Origin of the sequence: Blautia pseudococcoides (assembly GCF_001689125.2) — a bacterium.
GTDB lineage: Bacteria > Bacillota > Clostridia > Lachnospirales > Lachnospiraceae > Blautia > Blautia pseudococcoides.
The window spans coordinates 352,590-370,751 of sequence record NZ_CP015405.2 but is presented as its reverse complement, the minus strand read 5'-3'; the positions used below and the strand labels follow the sequence as shown (position 1 = coordinate 370,751).

Sequence of the window (18,162 nt, the reverse complement as noted above, 5' to 3'; positions counted from 1 at the left end):
CAGCCTAATATTTTTCCGGAATCCGGATATGAGCCGCATTATTAAATTTATATTTTTCTACCATATACTTTTTTACACGAAATAAAATATAACGGTAGCAGTCAGCTACACCATCCGCAAAAGAACCTGCATTCCCTTCCCTTAATTGCTGAAATGCTTTAATGGTCTGTTTATTGAGACATGGAATGCTATGTTTCCTGGAAGGATAACAAGCGAAATGATGTCCCCAATCCAGAAGACGGCAGGTTTCAGATAATATAACAGATAAAGGCTCTAAAGTGGTATGTTTTAATATGGCTTCAAACATATCTGCTATATAAACAGAACCCCTAGAAGCAAATTTGTCTTCTAACTGGTCCAATTCCTCTTTAGTAAACCGCGGAGCTGCGGCCAACGAAGCGGGATAAATGATCAACACCATTAACTGCAGGGCATGAAGATAACGTAAGGCCTTTTCCGCGTATCCGGAGTTAAGCGCCAGCTGATGGCTCCTGGTATCATCCGGTGCAATAACAATAGTACCTTTACCGTTTAATGTTTTTACAAAACCTCTTTGTTCGAGTTCGGATAATGCCTTTCTGACCGTTGACAAAGAAACACCGTACTGGCTGGCCAGCTGTTTCTCATACGGAAGATACATTCCAACCGCGTATTCTCCAAGGCCGATTTTCCGATTCAACTCGTCAACGATTTTTGAATGGTAGTAATCCTGTCCCCGCATGGGATTCCAGGAAAATGATAAATTGGTCTGTGCTGAACATTCAGGCGATACATCTGATAAATAATCCAATGTGCTTTCAATGGAATCTGTCAGTCTTTGATACATCTCTGTTAATTGATCGTATTTCACGGAAGGGTCCGTACCTTTCAAGATATCTATAATAACACCGGTCACAGATACAGACCCCTTTAAAAAGTGTTGAGAAAAATAAGGACATTTTTCTGTGAAAAATGTAAGTTTATTATAGAGGCCAAATGTAGAATAGAGTTCACTAAACAATGAATTCCCACCTATTCTCAATATATCGTATCCCAAATTAGAAGAAGGACGCCATCCACCAGCAGAAAGTCCTAAACGTGATACTTTCATGGCCTGCTTATAGTGTGGCATGATCTCTATATCACAGCCCTGTGAAGCAAAAACCTGAATAGATGGCATGATCAGGGCAAAGGTTTGGTACACCTGCAGGATACTATCTTTTTGTTTCAAAATCTCAGTTACGGTGTCCGAAGAATTAGGCGCATCTTGTCTCGTAACAACCCTAGGTGCAAGACGGGGCTGAATCTCGATCAGCCCTTCTTCCCGCAGCGCGTCGAAAACACGGTTGATCGTATATCTGCTTACATGAAATTGGTCACAGAACGCCCTTGAAGATGGCAGGGAATTGCCGGGGAGTATCTGACCGTCTAAAATACACTGTTTAATTTCTTTATATACAAATTCAAATTTAGTTTCCTGCGGTTTCATAATTCATCTCCTATTTGTCTGAATTATAACATGATGAACCATTTTTGTCAGTATTAAAATATGATAACCTATTTGCACACCTTACCAATATAGTTATTGCTAATCAATTATAAGTTTAGTTATAATTAAAGTAGCGCCCAGCGCCAGGAAGCTGTTGACACTGACGCTTTAGCCAGTGAGCAGTGTGATCAAAGATCAAGTGGTGATACAATTCCCGGACAGGGAAACAGACGGCATTAAAAAGGGAGGAGATATGAATATGAATCTAAGAGACTGTTATATAAATTTCGGCGGCGATTACGATGAAGTATTAGGCAGATTACTGCGTGAACAGACGGTACGGAAATTTCTTTATAAATTTCCGGATGATAAAAACTTTCACATGCTGGAAGTATCCATGCGTCACGAAGATTATGAGGAAGCGCTCCGAGCCGTTCATACCCTCAAAGGGATTTGCCTGAATCTTGCTTTCACCAGGTTATATGAAAGCAGCAGTCTGATGACAAAAGCGTTGAGGGAGGGCGATCATAAAAAAGCAGTTGATATGATGCCGCAGCTGGCAAAGGACTATTATCAAATACTTAACACCGTGAAAGAATACGAGCGGTCCGGGGAGGCGTAAGGTAAATGGGAAGCAGTAAACAAAAAAATCCTACAACACGTTTTTTACTATACAGTTTTATCGGTCTTCTGCTCTTTAGCGTGGTTGTATTCAGTCTTCTGGGCATTTATATGAATCGTAAGAGTAAAAAGACCATTTACGAAGTTGGGGAAATCTACATGTCCGGCATGAATGAACAAATGTCCAGGCATTTTGAAAATATCATCAAACTGCGATTTGATCAGGTAGATGGCATAATCTCCGTGGTTTCAACAGAAAACTACGATAAAGAAAGCCTATATGAGGAACTCGTTTACAGAGCCCAGGTCAGGGGCTTTGGCTATTTAGCGATCTGCTCTGATGAGGGGAAATTTGAGACCCTCTGCGGAGAACCAATACAGCCAATTAATCCGCCGCCTTTTGTGGAGGCGTTAAAACAGGGAGAACAAAGAGTTGCCGTAGGCGTTGACACAAATGGAAATGATGTGGTATTGTTTGGTGTCCGGGCTGATTACCCTATGCAGAATGGTGAAAAAGGCCTGGGTCTGATCGCTGCTGTTCCTCTGGATTATATCACGGATTTTCTTTCCTTAGAGGATGAGGGGCAGCTGACCTATTACCATATCATCCGGCCTGATGGCACTTTTGTGATCCGCAATCCTAATAACGAGTTATGGGATTACTTCAAACAACTGCAAACGCTGTATGATTCCCCGGCAGCCAACTCCTATTTAGATAATTCTCTTGCGGAGTTTGACGCAGCATTAAAAACCGATAAAAAGTACACTACGGTACTGGAAATAAATGGCGAAGACCGGCAGATTTATGGTACACCCCTCCCTTGTTCCGAGTGGTATCTGGTAGGGGTAATGCCATACGGTATACTGGACCAGACCATAAACAGCCTGAGCGTTCAGCGCATGTATATTACACTGCTGGCCTGTGCCTCTGTATTAATCCTTCTGACCTTGATTTTTCTCCGGTATTTTTCCATGACCCGTCAGCAGCTGCAGGAACTGGAAAAGACCCGTCAGTCGGCTATCGAGGCAAATAAAGCGAAAAGTGAATTTTTGGCTAACATGAGTCATGATATCCGCACACCAATGAATGCCATCGTGGGTATGACTGCCATAGCCACCGCCCACATAGAAGACCGGGAACAGGTGCGCAACTGCCTGAGAAAGATCACACTGTCAAGCAAACACCTGTTAGGACTGATCAATGACGTTTTGGATATGTCTAAAATTGAAAGTGGTAAATTATCTTTAACAATAGAACAGATTTCTTTAAAGGAAGTTGTTGAAGGGATCGTTAACATTATGCAGCCCCAAGTGAAGGCAAAAAAGCAAAATTTTGAAATACATGTTGATAATATTCTGACGGAAAATGTGTGGTGCGATGGTGTACGTTTGAATCAGGTTTTACTAAACCTGTTGTCCAATGCCACAAAATATACACCTGAGGGAGGTTCCATACGATTATCCCTGTTTGAGGAAAAATCTCCAAAAGGAGACAGCTATGTGCGCATTCATATTCGTGTCAAAGATAACGGAATTGGCATGACACCGGAATTTTTGAAAAGAATATATGAATCCTACAGCCGTGCTGACGGAACCAGAATACATAAAACTGAGGGAGCCGGGTTGGGTATGTCGATCACAAAATACATTGTGGACGCAATGGAAGGAACCATTGATGTACAGAGTGAGCCGGACAAAGGTACAGAGTTCCATGTTGTAGTGGACTTTGAAAAAGCTGCCACAACGGAAGTGGATATGGTCCTCCCTTCCTGGAATATGCTGGTGGTTGATGATGACGAATTATTATGCCAAACTGCAGCAAATGCGCTTAAATCTATTGGAATAAAGGCTGAATGGACACTGAGTGGCGAGAAGGCCATAGAACTGGTGATCCGGCACCACCAAAAGAGAGAGGACTATCAAATCATCCTATTAGACTGGAAACTGCCCGGAATGAACGGTATTCAGGTTGCGAAAGAGATTCGACGTAATTTGGGGGATGAAATACCCATTCTTCTGATTTCCGCATACGATTGGAGTGAATTTGAAACTGAGGCCCGGGAGGCAGGAATCAGTGGTTTTATCTCCAAACCGTTGTTTAAATCCACTCTATTTTATAGTTTGCGTCAATATATGGGCAGTGAAGAATCCCATGACCGGATATCAGATCAGAATCTTGACATGACTGGACGTCGTATCCTGCTTGCCGAGGATAATGAACTGAACTGGGAGGTAGCAAAGGAATTGTTGGCCGATCTGGGTATAGAACTGGATTGGGCAGAAGATGGCCGGATATGTCTGGAGATGTTCCGGAAATCACCTGAGGGATATTACGATGCTATTCTAATGGATATACGGATGCCGCATATGACAGGATACGAGGCTGCAAAAGCAATCCGGGGGCTGAATCATCCGGATGCTTTATCTGTTCCCATCCTTGCCATGAGTGCGGATGCTTTTTCAGATGACATACGGCAATGCCTGGAGTGCGGTATGAACGCCCATATTGCAAAACCTATTGATGTCAAAGAACTGACCCGCTTATTGAAAAGGTATTTATTATAGATTTATCACCCAAAAGGAGACCGTTTCCGGCTTTGTGTAAATGCGAAGCCTGAAACGGTCTCTAAAAATTTAAACCCCTGATTTTATGGGCAGATAACACATACAACCAGCCAAAACTGCCGGATTCCCCTATTCCCTCAACACTGGAATCCCGCTGTACCTGTATGAATGTCTGAAAGGCGCACGAGACTCGCCTCTCATACGCCTAAAATACCATAGGCCAGCAAACCGCCCACTTGGTAACAACTCACTCCCGTTTATACCGATGAGTTGAAATGTGCAATCCACAAACAGCTAACCTTTTCTTCTTGATAAGGATATTAATGTTATATAGGCTATTATTGAGTACAAAAATAAAATAGGTCTGCCTCAATGGACAGATCCGTTTTATTTAAGATTAAAAAACCAGCTTTTAGGCTCTGAATTTTTCTCCTGCTTCTTGAATTAGTTTTTCAAAGGATTCTGCAAATCTCAGATCATCTTCCTCTGTTCTCTGTGCGGGGCCTTTCAGATGATGCTTTCCTTTTCCCATACGGGCTTTCTTTGCCAAATGCCGTTCCATCAGCATCTGGTCTATATTCTGATTTGTGTACCACTTCCCACTTTGATGAATTCCATACGCACCTTTTCCGAGAATCATGGCCGCCACACCATAGTCCTGGGTCACAACAATATCTCCCTTTTGACATTGGTTTACCAGAGCAAAATCAACGGCATCCGAACCGGCTCCAATCACTTTTACTTCACTGTAATCTGAGTTTAGCACATGATTTGTATCGCACAACAGAATGACCGGAATGTTTTTCTCCTTTGCTGCCTGTTCTACAATTCTTATCACTGGACAGGCATCCGCATCCACAAGTATCCTCATACCAATCACCTCTTTCTTGAATCCAATGTATCATAACACAGAATTTCCGGTAAGGCCAGAAACAACAGGAGGCATACAGATATGTAAATGGGAAAAAGATGCTCAGTTTATGCCCAATATTGCTGCAGTTCATTTACAGAATAAAATACCAGTCTCATAAAAAAAGCGGAAAGTTCTTGTAACTCATTTGAGGGAAGGTATGTATTTAATGTTTCTCTTTCTCTTTTTAAAGCATCCTTGAATTCTGCATAACCATCAAAATTACTTTTATTACAGAAACGCAGATCAACCTGCTGCTCAATACCTTTTTAGTATTAGTATTGAAGGAATATATTTCCTGCACAGGTGTTCTGCAAGATCTGCCTGAGTTACTGTCCTCCCTGCCGATTCCGGCCTACTTGATCTTTGCACTGCTTTTTTTGCAGGAGCGACCATCAGCGGCACGATATGTGTCATGCAGCTTCTTCGTTTTTATCAGTTAAATCAAACTCTGGGAAATATGATAAAAACCGAAAGCCCCTTTCCCCATTGGGATTCTGCTTCCAGCTGTAAATTAAGATCATCCGCCATCTTTTTTGTAAGATACAGTCCCATGCCGGTGGCTTTCTTCCGGCCGTGGGTAGAGTCACCGGTAAAACCCTTCTGAAAGATATAGGGCAGATCGTAACTCTTGACCCCGATACCGTTATCCGCAATGATCAGAATTTCTGCCGCAGTGGACTGTTGCAGGGATACGGTAAGCCGAGGATCATCACCGCTGTATTTGATGGCGTTGCTGATGATTTGTCCCAACATGAATTGAAAACCCCGCCGGTCTGTATAGACGGTTTCAGATTGCAGGCGGTTTTCAACAAGAAACTGCTTTTCTTCCAGAAGAGGCGCATAATCATCCATGATTTCTTCTAATGCGCTTTGAAGGTGAACAACCTCAAACCGGTAATCTTTTGTACTGCTCCCCAGCCGGGCATAGTAGAGTATTTGGGTAATGTCCTCCTGAAACTGGCTTCGCACATATTCTAATTTGGCTTGCAAAGAAGGAGAAAGCTCATCGGCCCGATTATCCAAAATCATGGTGAGCAGAGATAGCGGTGTTTTGGTCTCGTGTGCCCACCCCTCCACATATTCCTCATAATCTCGAAGAGATTCCTCCATCTTCTGAATCCTTCTCTCCTTTTCCTGCAAGATAGAAACCAGCAGATAAAGCTGTTCCCGTTCTTGCTGACTCACCGCCCCCAGAAGTTTCTCCGTATTCACCGCATCCGGCTCCGTAAGAAAAGCCTGAAAGAGTGCTTGTTTCTGTTGCTCTTTGAGGTAAAAAATCAGCACGGCTGCTGAAAAAAGCACAAGGCTTGCCAATACAATGAGTCCAATAAGAAATGGAAATGCCTGCGCATCGCAAAGCCAGAGGAGCAATGTGGAAAAGACATCTATGATCAGCAGCAAAAGAAGCCACGGGGCACATCGTTTTAAGATTTTCCAGAACTGTTTCATGGTGTGCCCTCCGATTCCAGCCGGTAGCCCAACCCACGGACAGCCACCACTTTCTGCTTCATGCCTAAATTCAGCATGGTCTTTTTAAGACGCGTCAAATTAACCTGTAGTGCGTTTTCGTCAATGAACTCCGTGGTATCCCAGAGCGCCCTGCACAGCTGCTCAGAAGTCACCAGATTGTCTCCTCCCGCAAGCAAGGCTTCCATAAGCTTTCCTTGATTCTTGGGAAGTACCACGGAAGTGTTGTTTATATACAAAGTATAAGTCCCACGATCCAGCAGGAACCCCTGCCCTTCCAAAAGATTGGAGCGGCCTTCATATCGTTTGAGAATGTTGGTGATCCTGGCCAGCAGCCGTTCTTTACGGCAGGGCTTTGTCAGATATTCGTCTGCTCCAAGCCGGAGGGCGTGTAATTCGTCGGTCATCTGGTCTCTGGAAGTCAAAACCAGAACAGGGATGGAGGTTCTCTGCTTGAGATTCCGGCAAATCTGAAAACCACTGATTTCCGGCAGATTGAGATCCAGGATCACCAGATCAGGAGTGATGGCTGTCAACTGCTCTGCGGCATTTTCAAATGCAGTTATTTCCAAAACGGAGTATCCTGCCTTCTCCAGCATACTGCAAAGTTCTTCACGCATATAGACTTCATCTTCTACAACTGCAATTCTCTTCATGACAGCCCTCCTTCGTCACTCTTCTCTCTGCGGCTGCATCAGCGTCAGCAAGTACCGGTCGCTGGAACGCTTAATAACGGTCATATATATATATTCTACCACACACAACAGAAAAATCATAGCGGCAGACACCACAAGCATTTCCCTTTGTGTACCCTGTAACCGGGCGGAAAGCAAGCCCGTAAACAATGCCTTCACCCCAAAGATACTGCTGATTGCCGCCACAAAGACGGGCACCCCCATAAACCAGCTGATCTGTTTCCGTGCAGATAAACAAATATCCTTATAAGTAGCACCAAGATGTACCAGCGTCTGGTATCTGCGGCCCGTCTGCTGTTGATCCATTAGGAACTGGACGCCCATGATGGTATTGGCAACCACCAGAAAGATGATGGCCAAGTAGATGGTGATATAACTGGCTGCTACCATGTAGAATAACTGCCGCCCTATATTTTGCAGATAGCTTTCATATTCAATTCCCATGTCCTGAAGGCAAATTCCATCCAGCCGGGCGTTCATGTCTGAGATCGCGTTCATAAGGCTGCCGGCCCTGGTGGCGTCCTGGCTCATAATGCCGTTGATATAGACCTCATAGTCTCCATTTGTATATTGTAAAAACTGCTCGTCAGGCAAGATCAGAGCAAAAGACAAGGTGATAGATCGGTCTGTCACCAAATCCACAGACTGGATCTCCCCTGTCAGATACACAGGATTTCCTTCCAGCATGGCTTCTGGATGGCCGGAAAGGATTTTATTGAACATGGCCATTCTGGACGCATTCGTGAATTCAGTATCCTGATAGACGGCTGCCTCATTCTCTGCCAGTGTCAGTGCAGGCTTACCGGCGGCCTTCAGCAAACCGTTATAATCTGACAAACAGATAAGATGTGGATAGCTGGCATAGCTCAGATTGTTCAGAAGAACATCCCGGTCCTCCGACTGTGTAAGGTTACGCAGGGACTCCATAACAGAATCCATCTGAAACACATTGTCGTAATTCTTTGTGGTTTGGACGTATCCTATCCGCATTTCAAAGAGCCGGGAGAAATGACTTTCCAGATTGTTTTCCTTCAGTACGGTTTGTAAATGGGGAAGGGCATCCTGTGGATCTTCCGTGTTATACTCTCGAAAAGTATAATCCAACACGTGATCCCCCCCTTGCTGGCTGGTGCTTGCAATTCCGATGCCAGCACCAAAGCAGCACAGCGCTGCCAAGATCAGCAGAGAACTGATGGCCATAGAGGTAGACTGGTGAATGACATTTTCCTGAATCTGACGGAATGAAAATACATGAAGCTTTCGATTTGCTTTTCCCACTTTCACCAGTAAGGCAATTATCGCCCGCATCCCATAGAACAGAAGAATTGTTCCCAACAACCCCAGAAGCATGGTGAGGAGCATCATATCTGCTTCGGACCAAGCTATCCCCTGAATGGCCATGGTATAGGCGGCTGCCAGCATTATGACGCCTAAGACTGTACAAATCCCATAGACAAATGCCGGCTTTTGCTTTTTTTCATTCCCGGAGGAATGAGCCAAAAGAGTGCCAATCTCCTGACGGCTGATCTTACCGCTGAGGATCAAAAACGCTGCCAGCTTAATGGCGAGAAATCCCGCAATGGTAAAGCAAACAGCAGACAGAGAAAAAGTGAACTGATGTCCAATGATCCCCATGCCAACAAGCCTGGCAGTGACAAGACTGATGAGTTCAGAAAGCAGCACCGCAACCGGAATTCCAATGACCAGAGCCAAGATACTGCTCAAAAGATCCTCCGCTAGAAGCATGATAAAAAGCTTGCTTCTGCGCATCCCCATCATCAGATAGACACCGAACTCTTTTCTGCGGCGTTCCAGCTGATATTTACAGGCAAAATAGCTCAGGAAAAATAGGATTCCCAATGTCATCACATAAAAAACGGGAATCATCAGCAGCAGCCGATTTACTGCATCACTTTCCATTTTCGCAAGAAAAATCATCACATCCTGCTTGGATAGGGAGAGGATTATATAAAAAGCCACAATGGAAATGACCAAAGAGCCGAAAAACAGCCCGTTTTCTTTGCGGTTGCGTCTGCTATTTCTAAGTATCAGATCAGAGAACATTGCAACTACCTCCTCCCAACTGAGCCATGACTTTTAGGATACGTTGGTAGAAATCCTGCTGGCTTTCATCGCCACGGCGAAGCTCATGAAAAATCACTCCATCCTGGATAAACAGGATTCGTTTACAAAAGCTGGCTGCGTTGGTATCATGGGTCACCATCAAAATAGTGGCCTGTTCGTCCAGATTCAGACCGGAGAGTTTTTCCATAATATTCTTCGCATTTTTACTATCCAATGCGCCTGTAGGTTCATCCGCAAGAATCAGTTTAGGATGAAGGATCATAGCCCTGGCTGCTGCCACACGCTGACACTGACCACCGGACATCTGCATAGGAAATTTTTCAAGTACATCCGTAATTTCCAGATATTCTGCCAGTTGCTTCAGACGCAGATGACTCTCCTTTTCTGTTACATTGTGGAGCGAAGTAGGCAGCAAAATATTTTCCCGGCCGGTGAGATTGTCCAGCAGTTCAAAGTTCTGAAACAGGTAACCCACGGTTTTCCCCCGGTATTCCGCCAGTGCCTTGCCGTTCATGGACTGCAGATTCTTCCCATCCATCACGATACTGCCGCCGGTGGGTTTAATCACCGTTGCAATGCAGTTAAGCAGCGTGGACTTTCCGGAGCCACTGCTTCCCATGATCCCCAGAAATTCTCCGGGCATCACCTGAAAGGTGATGCCATCCAGCGCCTTGGTTTGGTTGGGCACAATACCATATGTTTTTGTTAGGTTTTCAATATTCAAAATCGGTTCCATAAGATACCTCCTTTATTTTTCTGGCAGTGTCAATTTTATATCTCCAAAATCGGCTTAACCCCAAAAAATCAAGGATTTCTTTTGCTTGATGGCCCAAAATATTACGTCGGGAATCCAGTCAAGGCTGGGCTGAAAACCCGTTAAATTCAGCCCCGACGGAGTTTCCGTAAGTAAAATATCATCGGTCAGCCCCAAGGAAAAGGGTTCGATTTTTTATAATCTGTTTTACACTACCATTTTCTGCTCAAATGATAGCACAGCTTTATGAAAAAATACACTTACAGTTTCTGTAAGATTCATTAGCATACAATCTTTCTTGAAAAGAATAATGTGCTCTGAAAACAAATAACGCAAATGTATGAATGTAACTTTCTCCAACATTTGCCCATGCCAGAAAAACCAAAGCGAGTATTAAAAGTAAAAACTACCAACAATATTTTGTCATGTCCAATAATCTTAATATCCAAAATCATATCTCCTCTCAACTGTTGATTTCCATCAACACAAAACTTTAATTGGAATGGATAAAATTCATATTTTTTTCTAAATGCTTGCGGGCTATATTTAAACATCGCCTTAAAACCTATCGTAAACGACTGTTGTGTTTCATATCCGGAAGATAACTCTATAACCATAATAGACTTGTCCGTGAAGATAAGCAATCTGACCCCTTCAGTTAATCTTCGCCGCTGTACATGATTATGAACCGTAAACCCAACAATACTTACGAACATTCTGTGTAAATGATATTTCGAGTAGCCCGCTTGTCCAGGTTGACATCTCAAGGGATAGAAACGGTGAGTTTGAACCTAAACGCATTCCCAAGTACCAGCCGGATGTTTCTGGTATGAAAGAGCAGGTGATCTCTCTGTGGAAGAGGGCTGTCCACCAGGGATATTCATGGACTTTCAACTGGTTCTGAACGTGTCAAATGACCATGCAATATATTTACTGAACACACTGGGAATACGAGTACAGAAGGGTGAACGCTTCAAGTCTGGGAACCTTGTCGCAGGGCTATATGAGAATTATTCTGTCCGCTTGGACAAATATACCGAAACAGGCCGGACAGTATTATGCCTGATCATACCGGATGATTGCAACCACTTTTCCCACTGCAGTTTGTCCAACTTTCCTGCTATTTTTATCCTGATATCAACCAGCCATGTGCATGGGATTTGGATGCAACGCAGCCGGGGTCACCGGATGCCGTATTATTGACTCTCCCAGGGAACGTCTCATTGCCATCCTGACCAACAGTTTTGTACCCTGCAACGGACGCTTTCCCACTATTTTAGCTGTCCTCACCATGTTCTTTGCTGTGGGAACCGGATTTTTCACGTCCCTTTCCCTTGCTGTTTTGTTGGCAGCGGTCATTTTGCTTGGAATATTCATGACATTTTTTTCTTCCTGGCTGCTGTCTAAAACCGTATTAAAAGGAGTTCCGTCTTCCTTTACCCTGGAACTCCCCCCTTACCGGCGTCCCCAGTTCCTCCGTGTTCTGGTACGCTCGGTGCTTGACCGCACGATCCATGTGTTATGGCGCGCACTGATTGCAGCAGCCCCCGCCGGTCTTATCATCTGGGTTTTAGCAAATATAAAAGCCGGGGATACCACACTGCTGTTGCACCTGGCTGGTTTTCTTGATCCTGCAGGAAAGCTGATGGGTCTGGACGGAATAATTCTGCTTGCCTTTATCCTGGGGCTTCCGGCCAATGAGATCGTGGTTCCCATTATGATCATGGCTTATACCGCCCAGGGCACCTTAAGTGACGCGGGAAGTCTTACCGGGCTTCATGCGCTGCTGGTACAAAATGGCTGGACCTGTTTTACAGCAGTTTCCATGCTGCTTTTCACTCTCATGCACTGGCCCTGTGCCACCACGCTTTTAACTGTAAAAAAGGAAACCCACAGCCTGAAGTGGACGTTTCTCGCCTTTCTTCTTCCTACAGCTATGGGATTTCTGTTTTGTTTTCTATTTAATTGTGCGGTGCGGCTGTTCTTCTGAACAGCCGTACCTGAATCACATTATTGGAATGAAATGTTCTTTATATATAAACCGGAAACAAGGTCAAATTCAAATCCATTCGCTTCTAAAACTTTTATGGAGGCATCATTTCTTCTTGTCTCCTCTATCGTTGGATCTGCAAGGATTCGGACCGCAGATGGATCTTTTTATCCTGTAAACTGCCATAGACCAATGCGCCCAAACACCATATCAGGGTCTATGTGATTTATTCCAGTGTCTAATCCTTATTCTATAACGCAATCCCCTACTAACCCGTGTTTTATAAATATTTTTCTACCGAAAAGCGTAATGGCCTGCACAGGGCAGCGATTGACACAGCGGTAACATTTAAGGCTTTCCGCAGCATTTTTATATTTTTTCTCCGCATCCTGTATGATCTTCCGGTTCTGCTCAGAAGCCACAGCAAATTTTCCCACAGATACACACCTTGCAATTCTCTTGCATTTCATTTATAGTTGAAACGAAACACTTCGTTCAAAAATTTGGCTGTAAGCTGCACAGATGCAGGTAATTACCGCCGGAGAAAAAGAAGGAGACTGGCTTGAAGAACATATTCAAATACATAATAAAACCATTTTTATTTCTCATCCTGATACTGTGCATACTTCTTATCTATGCGCATTTTGTGGAGCCTAACCTGTTGGTAAAAACAACATACACTGTGCAGGCCCCTTCCGATGTAAAGGAATGTAAAATCGTCTATTTTTCAGACACTCACTTGGGGAATCTGTATGATCAGGAACACCTCTCACGGATCGTTGAAAAGATCAATTCACAGGACCCCGATATTGTTGTGTTCGGTGGTGATTTACTGGATAACTATGCCCGTGACCAGGAAATTCTGGATTTGGACTTTATAAAATCCAAGCTGAAAGAGATCAGCCCTGATTCCAAAAAATATGCAGTATATGGAAACCATGACTATGGCGGCGGTGCCAGCCGTGTCTACTCTGACCTTATGGAAAACGGTGGCTTTACCATCTTAAACAACACCAGCCTGTATTTGGAAGAATTCAACCTCCGAATGACTGGTTTTGATGATTACCTGTTAGGCAGCACAGACCCGGAACTCTATCAGAGCCGGGAGGAAGCATTTACGGTCCTGCTTTCCCATGAACCGGATGTTGCCCAGCTGATTTCCATGCCCCAGGCGGGCCTTATGCTTTCCGGCCATTCCCACGGCGGGCAGGTCACACTTCCCTTTCTTACGGAGCATAGCCTGCCTATTGGTGCCACCAAGTATATCAAGGGGCACTATCCGGAATGTGGGATATCTGCAAACCTTTCCCTCTATGTGAGCAAGGGAATTGGTATGACCGTGCTGCCTTTCCGGTTCCTCAATCCACCGGAAATCATGGTGCTTCAAATCCGGAACTAATAGACCTCCTGCCGCAGTCCCCGCCCCTATTTATCTGTACAACAGGTATTTTATTCTCCTGCGGCAGGATCGGGTATTATGGTGATCCGTACCTTTTCTACCCGTTTTCCTGCCATTTTTATTACCTGTACTTCCAGGTTCCCGCAGGTAAAACTGCTGCCCTCCATTGGCACCTGCCCCATCTGGTCCATGACCCAGCCGCTCACTGTGAGTACCTCAAATTCTTCTTCTTTTCCCAGCATCTCAAATACTTTTTCGATGTTGGCACTTCCCATGACCAGATATTCTGTCTCTGCTATTTTTTCAATTTCCTCTATTACCTTGTCATGTTCATCCCAGATTTCCCCCACCAATTCCTCTAAAATATCCTCCAGGGTAACGATGCCGATGGTTCCTCCAAATTCATCCAGCACTACTGCAATATGGGATTTCTTCTTCTGCAGTTCTTTAAGCAGCGCCCCCACCTGCTTCCCTTTTGAGATAAACAGGGCCGGGCGGATAATGGCCTGGATATCCTTATCTGTATTCGCTATGTAATTGTGAAAATCTTTCTGATAGATAATTCCGATGATGTTATCAATAGATGTCTCATACACCGGCAGTCTGGAATAACCGGTCCGTACAAACACATCCGCGATCTCCTCTTTCCCGGCATCGGCGGATATCCCTGTGACATCTATCCGGGGAGTCAGTATATCCGCTGCTTCCAGCTCTGAAAATTCGATGGCGCTCCGGATCAAGGTTCCCTCCTGCTCATCAATGCCGCCCTCCTGCTCAGCCTCCTCCACGATAGTCAGAAGTTCTTCCTCTGTGATAGACGGGTCGCTGGATGTTTGGAATACAAGGGAGAGCAGTTTTTTCCACTGCTTAAACAAAAAATTAGCCGGCGTCAGCAGGACGACAAAAATATTCAGGATAGGCGCGGAAAACATGGCAAACTTTTCCGGGGATTCTTTGGCTATACTCTTAGGAGACACCTCTCCGAATATGAGCACCACAATGGTTGTGACCACCGTGGAAACACTGGCCCCTGCCTCATCCCCCAGCATTTTCACAAATATGACCGTCGCCAGGGACGCGGATGCAATGTTCACAATATTGTTTCCGATGAGTATGGTTGACAGCAGGCTGTCATAACTCTCTGAAAGACGCATTACCAGCGCTGCCCTTTTGTTTCCTTTCTCTGCCATATTCTTTACCCGGATTCGGTTCAGGGATGAGAACGCGGTCTCGGTAGCTGAAAAATAAGCTGACATGATAATACAGAACACAATAATAATCAAAGATAAACTATCACTTTCCATCATAAAAATCCTTTCTGATTTTAATATACAATATTTATACCCGTATGCAGAAGAAGATATATCCTTACATGGCAGCCTCCTTTTCGGAGGAGACCCTGCTATTCATTACAAAACAAAAAGACACAGCCACATCCCATTTCCAGGGCGCAGCTATGCCTTGTTCTATACTCATATGCTTTCGTTTCTTACAACTGTGGTACGGGGCAGCGTCACTATCCGCGTTGTCCTTCATAAATTCCTCCGATGATCATACACAAAATTTTAATCGTATTATACTAGATGTTTCCAGCAAATGCAAGCTGTTTTTCACTCGGAAAACAATAGGTATTGTTTGAGATCTTATGAATGTATTGCGTTTTATAAGGATAGGTGAGATTCCGGAAGGTTACTCAATAAGGACAGGGATAAATTTCCCTGTCCTTTTGGGTATGTTCCGGATAGATAAACACAGGTTGTTCAGACGTCCGGCTGCCGGCTGTGGCAGCGGCCCGTATAATTTCCGGTTATCTTTTCTGCATATCCCTCAGGGATCTTTATTCTGCATTCTGATTTTGAAAATTATAGAACGTCAGAATCCCCAAATCGTCCAACACACGTTCATATGCCATGACCAAAATATGGCTGTACGGGCTGTCCTGTCTGAGGCGGATGCGTTCCCTGTAAAAATTCAATACGGAGTTTTTGTCATTTTCTTCATATTCCGCATTGATGGCTGTATAGTTTTTATTTACCTTTATCCATGTTTTATCATCTGCACATAATTCATCTTATGGAGTACCACACCGCCGATCAGGTTCGGGATGAAGAATCCGGTCCTGTAAACACCCTGCCCTCTATATCCTTTTGTCAACAGATATGCAAGTAAAAATGTAAGTATATGGACTGCCAGTACAACTCCAACCGCATATTTGAAGGTCATGACCAGTGATTCCCAGAAATCCAATCACGGGTATCTTTCTACTCTGTCTTTTTCCTATTTATCTCTGTCAAACACTGCAGATATTGATGTATCATGCGCATCAGTTCCAGGGTACTGCGGAAATGTATCTTTTCTTTCGGAAATCTTACTTCTCCCTGCATGGAGGCATTCTTCCTGCAGTATATCTGAATGGTGATATTCTTCTTATACAGTCGGCGGTCCCATTGGGAAAAATCCATACCGCTTTCCTCCTTTGCGGCACCTTCCCAATTACAAAATCGCGGAAACTTCTCTTCACACATTTTCAGACACCTGGGGGCAAAATCCGCCTGCGGGTACCCTGCCTGTTCCATTATCTCATCCATTATGAGAAGCATCTGATCCAGGCCATGAAAAATCATTCTTGTATTGTGATATAACGACCTTAATTCACCGCTTGGCACACAATCTTTGTAATTAAAAAACTGTATAATAACGGCTGCTGCATATTCCTTGTTATCCGCCCTAAGCCTGTCATCTTCAAAAATACTTTCTGTTTTCCACTGCCTCATACTGGTTTCCTCCTATATGCAGAAAACACACTGTATCCCATTCCATGTCTTATCTTTGTACAACCACGGAATAAATATTCTGTGGTAACTGTCATACATACGTGTGCTTTCATCCTCTGATTTGTTGATGTCATTATAGATGATTCAAGAATAAAAATCAATAGGATTTCCGTTTCCTCATATGAAAATAAAGGATTCCGCAGCGAATAAGCCTGATACAAATAATTCTTGTTATAGGCTTGATTTTCCATGTGATTTTGAAGAATTTCACTTCTATTTTTCGGATGCTCCAAAAATGTTTTTTCTTTTTCGCAGGAGAAACCACAGAATATTTATTCTGTGGTTTTTTTGTTTAAACCACTAACTTCATCTTGGAAATAATACGCTCATGCTCCCGGATACTTGTCTGAACATAGATTCGTGTGGTCTCAACAGAAGAATGCCCCAGTATATCTGCTAAATGGGCCAGATTTTTATGAACCGCGTAAAAACAGCGGGCAAATAAATGCCGAAAATTATGGGGGGATACTTTATGGACATCCACATTTGCTTCTTTGCATAATTTTTTCATGTCATGGCAGATGTTGGAGCGGTCCAGTTTTTTTCCACTGGAGGTGCAGAATACGGCGCCTGTGTGAATTCCCTGCTCTTTGGCATATCGGCTCAATTTATCCGTTAATTTCTTTGGCAGTATGACCGTTCTGTTTTTTCCTTTCAGATTAATATCTGCACGCCCTGTGCGGACAGCCTCCACGGTTATAAACGGAAGCTCGCTGACCCGGATTCCCGTCCCGCCAAACGTCAGCAGTAAATAATACATTCTTTTATTTTTCAGTTTCCCTGCACTTGACAGCAGCCGCCGATATTCAGCTTCTGAAAGTTCCTTATTCTCTTCAATAAAAGAACAATGCTGAATCTTCAATAACTTCACTTTACAAGCCTCCATGCCGGAAAAGACAAGATATGCATTGATAGCCGACAGCTTTGCATTAACCGTGCGGGCTTTATACCTTTCCTGTAATTGTCCCCTATACTCCAGCAGCCGGCTTTTCCCGATTGGCTGTCCCTGTAGAAATTCTTTTAGATTTTCGATTTCGGAAATATACTTTTGTATTGTCAGCTTGGCCTTCTCGTGTTCCCATAAATAATTTTGAAACTCCTCGATCATAGCTCTGGTAATTATGTCTCTTCTCATATATATCTGCCTCCAGTCTAAAAATATCATCCCACAATATTTTAACTGATATACGCCATATGAAAAACAATAACTGACCAGTGCTCTTACAACCAATTGTTTTCTATGATCCACATTATATAACGAAACCTTTAGTTTTTAATTCCTGATTACGCAACCTTTATTCCGTTTGTTTTTGTGCATACTTACCATAATACAGTTTTTATCATCAAATTTATATGATATTTACAACCGTA

The 18,162-nt window shown here is 43.7% G+C and carries 17 protein-coding genes and 1 pseudogene; 5 read left to right on the top strand and 13 right to left on the bottom strand.

Translation table 11 applies throughout. From position 1 onward, the window contains the following. Positions 1-4: 4 nt before the first annotated feature. Positions 5-1,468, bottom strand: a complete 1,464-nt coding sequence (locus A4V09_RS01795; RefSeq protein ID WP_065540827.1) for a GntR family transcriptional regulator — start codon at positions 1,466-1,468, stop codon at positions 5-7. Between the two features lie 259 nt (positions 1,469-1,727). On the opposite strand from A4V09_RS01795, the gene A4V09_RS01790 reads away from it, so the two are divergent. Then, on the top strand, positions 1,728-2,090 hold the full coding sequence (locus tag A4V09_RS01790; RefSeq protein ID WP_065544584.1) for an Hpt domain-containing protein: 363 nt from the start codon (positions 1,728-1,730) through the stop codon (positions 2,088-2,090). Positions 2,091-2,095: 5 nt separating this feature from the next. Continuing rightward, complete coding sequence (locus tag A4V09_RS01785; protein WP_065540826.1) at positions 2,096-4,654, top strand: hybrid sensor histidine kinase/response regulator; 2,559 nt, start codon at positions 2,096-2,098, stop codon at positions 4,652-4,654. A 412-nt stretch (positions 4,655-5,066) separates the two neighbouring features. Here the strand turns inward: A4V09_RS01785 and A4V09_RS01780 are convergent, their stop codons facing one another. From A4V09_RS01780 to A4V09_RS01755, 6 genes are all read right to left on the bottom strand, one after another. Next, a complete protein-coding gene (locus tag A4V09_RS01780; protein ID WP_065540825.1) occupies positions 5,067-5,525 on the bottom strand; it encodes a YaiI/YqxD family protein in 459 nt (152 codons plus the stop codon). A gap of 483 nt (positions 5,526-6,008) precedes the next feature. After that, positions 6,009-7,016 carry a sensor histidine kinase gene (locus A4V09_RS01775; RefSeq protein ID WP_065540824.1) on the bottom strand — a complete coding sequence of 336 codons (1,008 nt, stop codon included), beginning with the start codon at positions 7,014-7,016 and terminating at the stop codon, positions 6,009-6,011. After that, positions 7,013-7,690, bottom strand: a complete 678-nt coding sequence (locus tag A4V09_RS01770) for a response regulator transcription factor (protein WP_065540823.1) — start codon at positions 7,688-7,690, stop codon at positions 7,013-7,015. The genes A4V09_RS01775 and A4V09_RS01770 overlap by 4 nt, the downstream gene beginning before the upstream one ends. A 15-nt stretch (positions 7,691-7,705) precedes the next feature. Further along, a complete protein-coding gene (locus tag A4V09_RS01765; RefSeq protein WP_065540822.1) occupies positions 7,706-9,793 on the bottom strand; it encodes an ABC transporter permease in 2,088 nt (695 codons plus the stop codon). Continuing rightward, entirely contained in the window at positions 9,783-10,550 is a 768-nt protein-coding gene (locus tag A4V09_RS01760) for an ABC transporter ATP-binding protein (protein WP_065540821.1), read from the bottom strand. The genes A4V09_RS01765 and A4V09_RS01760 overlap by 11 nt, the downstream gene beginning before the upstream one ends. Positions 10,551-10,849: 299 nt before the next feature. Beyond that, entirely contained in the window at positions 10,850-11,284 is a 435-nt protein-coding gene (locus A4V09_RS01755) for a helix-turn-helix domain-containing protein (protein WP_084043397.1), read from the bottom strand. A gap of 38 nt (positions 11,285-11,322) precedes the next feature. Between A4V09_RS01755 and A4V09_RS26635 the strand changes: the two are divergent. The 3 genes and pseudogenes from A4V09_RS26635 to A4V09_RS01740 form a co-directional block, all read left to right on the top strand. Further along, positions 11,323-11,452: pseudogene (locus A4V09_RS26635) on the top strand (transposase); the annotation flags it as partial. 269 nt (positions 11,453-11,721) lie between these two features. After that, positions 11,722-12,558 (top strand): nucleoside recognition domain-containing protein, encoded by an 837-nt coding sequence (locus A4V09_RS01750; protein WP_330396493.1) that lies wholly within the window; start codon positions 11,722-11,724, stop codon positions 12,556-12,558. A 562-nt stretch (positions 12,559-13,120) separates the two neighbouring features. Next, positions 13,121-13,957 carry a metallophosphoesterase gene (locus A4V09_RS01740; RefSeq protein WP_065540818.1) on the top strand — a complete coding sequence of 279 codons (837 nt, stop codon included), beginning with the start codon at positions 13,121-13,123 and terminating at the stop codon, positions 13,955-13,957. A gap of 50 nt (positions 13,958-14,007) precedes the next feature. Here the strand turns inward: A4V09_RS01740 and A4V09_RS01735 are convergent, their stop codons facing one another. The 6 genes from A4V09_RS01735 to A4V09_RS01715 form a co-directional block, all read right to left on the bottom strand. Continuing rightward, on the bottom strand, positions 14,008-15,261 hold the full coding sequence (locus A4V09_RS01735) for an HlyC/CorC family transporter (protein ID WP_065544583.1): 1,254 nt from the start codon (positions 15,259-15,261) through the stop codon (positions 14,008-14,010). A 64-nt stretch (positions 15,262-15,325) separates the two neighbouring features. Beyond that, entirely contained in the window at positions 15,326-15,493 is a 168-nt protein-coding gene (locus A4V09_RS24105) for a hypothetical protein (protein ID WP_157123432.1), read from the bottom strand. A 301-nt stretch (positions 15,494-15,794) separates the two neighbouring features. Next, positions 15,795-15,971, bottom strand: a complete 177-nt coding sequence (locus tag A4V09_RS26940; protein WP_456297843.1) for a hypothetical protein — start codon at positions 15,969-15,971, stop codon at positions 15,795-15,797. A gap of 23 nt (positions 15,972-15,994) precedes the next feature. After that, positions 15,995-16,204, bottom strand: coding sequence for a sugar ABC transporter permease (locus A4V09_RS01725; RefSeq protein ID WP_065540816.1), 210 nt, complete (start codon positions 16,202-16,204; stop codon positions 15,995-15,997). Positions 16,205-16,218: 14 nt separating this feature from the next. Further along, positions 16,219-16,731, bottom strand: a complete 513-nt coding sequence (locus A4V09_RS01720; protein WP_065540815.1) for a hypothetical protein — start codon at positions 16,729-16,731, stop codon at positions 16,219-16,221. A gap of 352 nt (positions 16,732-17,083) precedes the next feature. Next, positions 17,084-17,926 carry a tyrosine-type recombinase/integrase gene (locus A4V09_RS01715; protein WP_065540814.1) on the bottom strand — a complete coding sequence of 281 codons (843 nt, stop codon included), beginning with the start codon at positions 17,924-17,926 and terminating at the stop codon, positions 17,084-17,086. Positions 17,927-18,162 lie beyond the last annotated feature (236 nt).

Bases quoted from the DNA above. Each gene is read 5' to 3' on its own strand.
- A4V09_RS01795 (WP_065540827.1), bottom strand. From the start codon at position 1,468: ATGAAACCGCAGGAAACTAAATTTGAATTTGTATATAAAGAAATTAAA.
- A4V09_RS01790 (WP_065544584.1), top strand. From the start codon at position 1,728: ATGAATCTAAGAGACTGTTATATAAATTTCGGCGGCGATTACGATGAA.
- A4V09_RS01785 (WP_065540826.1), top strand. From the start codon at position 2,096: ATGGGAAGCAGTAAACAAAAAAATCCTACAACACGTTTTTTACTATAC.
- A4V09_RS01780 (WP_065540825.1), bottom strand. From the start codon at position 5,525: ATGAGGATACTTGTGGATGCGGATGCCTGTCCAGTGATAAGAATTGTA.
- A4V09_RS01775 (WP_065540824.1), bottom strand. From the start codon at position 7,016: ATGAAACAGTTCTGGAAAATCTTAAAACGATGTGCCCCGTGGCTTCTT.
- A4V09_RS01770 (WP_065540823.1), bottom strand. From the start codon at position 7,690: ATGAAGAGAATTGCAGTTGTAGAAGATGAAGTCTATATGCGTGAAGAA.
- A4V09_RS01765 (WP_065540822.1), bottom strand. From the start codon at position 9,793: ATGTTCTCTGATCTGATACTTAGAAATAGCAGACGCAACCGCAAAGAA.
- A4V09_RS01760 (WP_065540821.1), bottom strand. From the start codon at position 10,550: ATGGAACCGATTTTGAATATTGAAAACCTAACAAAAACATATGGTATT.
- A4V09_RS01755 (WP_084043397.1), bottom strand. From the start codon at position 11,284: ATGTTCGTAAGTATTGTTGGGTTTACGGTTCATAATCATGTACAGCGG.
- A4V09_RS01750 (WP_330396493.1), top strand. From the start codon at position 11,722: ATGGGATTTGGATGCAACGCAGCCGGGGTCACCGGATGCCGTATTATT.
- A4V09_RS01735 (WP_065544583.1), bottom strand. From the start codon at position 15,261: ATGGAAAGTGATAGTTTATCTTTGATTATTATTGTGTTCTGTATTATC.
- A4V09_RS24105 (WP_157123432.1), bottom strand. From the start codon at position 15,493: ATGAAGGACAACGCGGATAGTGACGCTGCCCCGTACCACAGTTGTAAG.
- A4V09_RS01720 (WP_065540815.1), bottom strand. From the start codon at position 16,731: ATGAGGCAGTGGAAAACAGAAAGTATTTTTGAAGATGACAGGCTTAGG.
- A4V09_RS01715 (WP_065540814.1), bottom strand. From the start codon at position 17,926: ATGAGAAGAGACATAATTACCAGAGCTATGATCGAGGAGTTTCAAAAT.